Origin of the sequence: Streptococcus mitis (genome assembly GCF_047459985.1) — a bacterium.
Classification (GTDB): Bacteria; Bacillota; Bacilli; order Lactobacillales; family Streptococcaceae; genus Streptococcus; species Streptococcus mitis_DZ.
In genome coordinates this window covers 1-2,706 of the sequence record NZ_JASHHD010000032.1, presented here as the reverse complement: position 1 = coordinate 2,706, position 2,706 = coordinate 1, and the positions used below count along the sequence as shown (strand labels likewise).

Genomic DNA, 2,706 nt, shown 5'->3' with positions numbered 1-2,706 from the left:
GCTATAAAACCAAGCATTATTAAAACCAGTAGAACTTACCTTGACACGGATTGCCACTGGTTTTTAGGGTTTTTATCAGACTAACTTCCACTTGAATTAGCGATGGAACTTAGTTTAGGAATTTAGCCTTTTTCGAATGTAAGCCCTATCTGCGATACTGTTTCAAGAAACGAGTCATCTTTTCTTGGATTTGGGCTAGTTCATCAACACGAGGAAGGTAAACAATACGGAAGTGGTCTGGTTCCTGCCAGTTAAAGCCTCGACCATGAACCAAGAGAACCTTTTCCTGCTTCAAGAAATTAAGAACAAACTGCTCATCATCATCGATACGGTACATATTGCGGTCGATTTTAGGGAAGATATAAAGCCCAGCCTTTGGTTTAACAGCAGAGAGACCTGGAATCTCTTGAATGGCATTGTAAATGAAATTTCTTTGCTCGTAAATTCGTCCACCTGGAAGGAGCAATTCATCGACTGACTGGTGGCCACCCAAGGAAGTTTGTACGACCTGTTGGGCCAAAACGTTAGAGCAAAGGCGCATATTGGACAGCATGTTGAGACCTTCAATATAGCCTTTTACATGATGTTTAGGCCCAGATAAGACCATCCAACCTACACGGAAACCAGCGATACGGTGAGATTTAGATAGGCCATTCATACTCACACAAAAGAGGTCTGGAGCCAAACTTGCAACGGGCGTATGAACATTCCCATCCATAACCATACGATCATAAATTTCATCCGCAAAGATGATCAAATCGTTTTGACGGGCAATCTCAATAATCTCCAGCAATAGTTCCTTAGGATAAAGGGCTCCAGTTGGATTGTTTGGATTGATAAGGACGATTGCCTTGGTATTGGAAGTAATTTTTGACTTAATATCGTCAATATCTGGATACCATTCTGCAGCTTCATCACAGATATAGTGAACGGCATTTCCTCCAGCTAGGCTGACAGCCGCTGTCCAGAGAGGATAGTCTGGCATAGGTACCAATACCTCATCCCCATTGTCCAAAAGCCCCTGCATGGACATAACAATCAGCTCACTAACACCATTTCCAAGGTAAATATCATCAATATCTACGTTTGGAAATTTCTTCAATTGGCAATACTGCATGATGGCCTTACGGGCTGAGAAAATCCCTTTGGAGTCAGAATATCCTTCACTATCACGCGCATTCATAATCAAGTCATGAATGACCTCGTCTGGCGCTGTAAAGCCAAATTCTGCTGGATTTCCTGTATTCAGACGTAAAATCTTTTCGCCGTTTGCTCGCATCCGCATAGCTTCTTCCAAAACAGGACCACGGATATCATAAGCAACATGCTCTAACTTACTAGACTTGTTATATTCTTTCATCTTGTTTCCTCAATTCATCAGGATAGTAACATTATACCACTAGAAAGAGAATGCGACAAGTTTACTGAAATGTGTTACTAGGTTTGTATAGAAGAAAAACCTCACTAAAAGCGAGGTCAAGACAAGTGAGATAGCAGGAATTCTGCCAAAGACATATCACATACCAAAAGATAAACCTAGAAAAAGCAAGCCTAAAAAGGAATCATAAAGAAGATTGAACATGAGGAAAAGCCCCCATATCATCAAGTAATTTAAGCGCCCACTTCGTTTTGCAACTAGGAATAAGAGCAGATGGTAGAGTAGATGAAAGACTAAAAAGCCGATAAAACCTGGATAAAGAAGGGGAATCAGCTTCTCTAATTGCCAGATCATGATAACTTCTACCCAGACTGAAACTAGGATAATTCCATAATAAAGGAAATTTGATTTTTGAAAAGAGCTTTTCATCATTCTCCCTCCTCTCACTTCTTTCCTGCTATCCTTTCTTTTATTTTATCATATATTTATATAGTTTTTAAGCGCTAACATTCTTTTGAAAAATACTTTTTTTGCTTTACTTCTATAGTGAAAAGGTTTACAATTATAGTAAGAAAATTTCAGGAGGTTTCATTATGGCACAACGTTACCAAAATATTATGGTCGCAATCGATGGTTCTAAGGAAGCGGACTTGGCTTTTGTCAAGGGAGTTCACTCTGCTCTACGAAACGACGCTAAACTCACCATCGCACATGTCATTGACACACGCGCTCTCCAAAGCGTATCCACCTTTGATGCTGAAGTTTACGAAGAACTCCAAGTCGACGCTGAAAATCTGATGAAAGAGTACGAAAAACGTGCTAAAGATGCTGGTGTGGCAGATGTTCATATCGTCATTGAAATGGGAAATCCAAAGACCCTACTAGCACGTACTATTCCAGATGCAGAGGAAGTGGATCTCATCCTCGTTGGCGCAACTGGTCTCAACGCCTTTGAACGCCTCTTGGTCGGCTCTTCATCTGAATACATTCTCCGCCATGCTAAGGTTGATTTGCTGGTGGTGAGAGAACAAGAAAAAACATTATAATCACCAAGAAAAGGAGCTTAGAGCTCCTTTTCTCAGAATGTAGACAAACGTCATTTTTGGCGTTTGTCTTTTTTGCTTTTCAAAAATATTTTGTCTTATCACCTACTAATCTATCCCAAAATCTGAATTTGAGAAAAATAAAAAGGGATATTCGTTATCCATTTAACTAATTTTTTAATATTTAAACACGCTAAAGTAAGCCCAACCTTATCCTCCATTTTGGACTTTCCTTTCTCTCTAGTGTATCTCAAATTATGGTACTCCTTAGCCGTCCCAAAGAGT

The 2,706-nt window shown here is 39.8% G+C and carries 3 protein-coding genes and 1 pseudogene; 1 reads left to right on the top strand and 3 read right to left on the bottom strand.

The genetic code is table 11. The features are described 5' to 3' along the window. Positions 1-145: 145 nt before the first annotated feature. Positions 146-1,360 carry a pyridoxal phosphate-dependent aminotransferase gene (locus QM959_RS09410; RefSeq protein ID WP_414372859.1) on the bottom strand — a complete coding sequence of 405 codons (1,215 nt, stop codon included), beginning with the start codon at positions 1,358-1,360 and terminating at the stop codon, positions 146-148. 156 nt (positions 1,361-1,516) lie between these two features. Next, positions 1,517-1,810 carry a hypothetical protein gene (locus QM959_RS09405; RefSeq protein ID WP_414372858.1) on the bottom strand — a complete coding sequence of 98 codons (294 nt, stop codon included), beginning with the start codon at positions 1,808-1,810 and terminating at the stop codon, positions 1,517-1,519. Between the two features lie 161 nt (positions 1,811-1,971). On the opposite strand from QM959_RS09405, the gene QM959_RS09400 reads away from it, so the two are divergent. Then, positions 1,972-2,424 carry a universal stress protein gene (locus tag QM959_RS09400; protein WP_261041647.1) on the top strand — a complete coding sequence of 151 codons (453 nt, stop codon included), beginning with the start codon at positions 1,972-1,974 and terminating at the stop codon, positions 2,422-2,424. Here the strand turns inward: QM959_RS09400 and QM959_RS09395 are convergent. After that, positions 2,378-2,706, bottom strand: a pseudogene (locus tag QM959_RS09395) (hypothetical protein); the annotation flags it as partial. The gene QM959_RS09400 and the pseudogene QM959_RS09395 sit on opposite strands and share 47 nt — an antisense overlap.

What these genes read in the sequence shown, in the direction of transcription:
- QM959_RS09410 (WP_414372859.1), bottom strand. Translation starts at nt 1,360, where the DNA reads ATGAAAGAATATAACAAGTCTAGTAAGTTAGAGCATGTTGCTTATGAT.
- QM959_RS09405 (WP_414372858.1), bottom strand. Translation starts at nt 1,810, where the DNA reads ATGATGAAAAGCTCTTTTCAAAAATCAAATTTCCTTTATTATGGAATT.
- QM959_RS09400 (WP_261041647.1), top strand. Translation starts at nt 1,972, where the DNA reads ATGGCACAACGTTACCAAAATATTATGGTCGCAATCGATGGTTCTAAG.